Origin of the sequence: Brevibacillus sp. SIMBA_040, assembly GCF_046535075.1 — a bacterium.
GTDB lineage: Bacteria > Bacillota > Bacilli > Brevibacillales > Brevibacillaceae > Brevibacillus.
In genome coordinates this window covers 1-365 of the sequence record NZ_JAWRXI010000081.1, presented here as the reverse complement: position 1 = coordinate 365, position 365 = coordinate 1, and the positions used below count along the sequence as shown (strand labels likewise).

Below are 365 nucleotides of genomic sequence, written 5' to 3'. Positions count from 1 at the left end.
GGCGATCGATGGGACTTGAACCCACGAGTGCCGGAGCCACAATCCGGTGCGTTAACCCCTTCGCCACGACCGCCATGTTACAACTATTGTATTCAAAAATGGCAGGGGCAGTAGGAATCGAACCCACACCAAAGGTTTTGGAGACCTTCGTTCTACCTTTAAACTATGCCCCTATAAAAAGTGGCTCGGGACGGAATCGAACCGCCGACACGAGGATTTTCAGTCCTCTGCTCTACCGACTGAGCTACCGAGCCATATGTACTGTATACAAGCCATTCTTATAAGATAAGAAATGGCGGAGCTGACGGGACTCGAACCCGCGACCTCCGGTGTGACAGACCGGCGTGAACTCCAACTTCACCACA

3 tRNA genes are annotated in these 365 nt (G+C 52.3%); all 3 read right to left on the bottom strand.

The features are described 5' to 3' along the window. Positions 1–73, bottom strand: a tRNA-His gene (locus SB752_RS32060). A gap of 26 nt (positions 74–99) precedes the next feature. Next, positions 100–173 (bottom strand) — tRNA-Trp (locus SB752_RS32055). An 8-nt stretch (positions 174–181) separates the two neighbouring features. Continuing rightward, positions 182–254: transfer RNA gene (locus tag SB752_RS32050), tRNA-Phe, on the bottom strand. Positions 255–365: the final 111 nt, after the last annotated feature.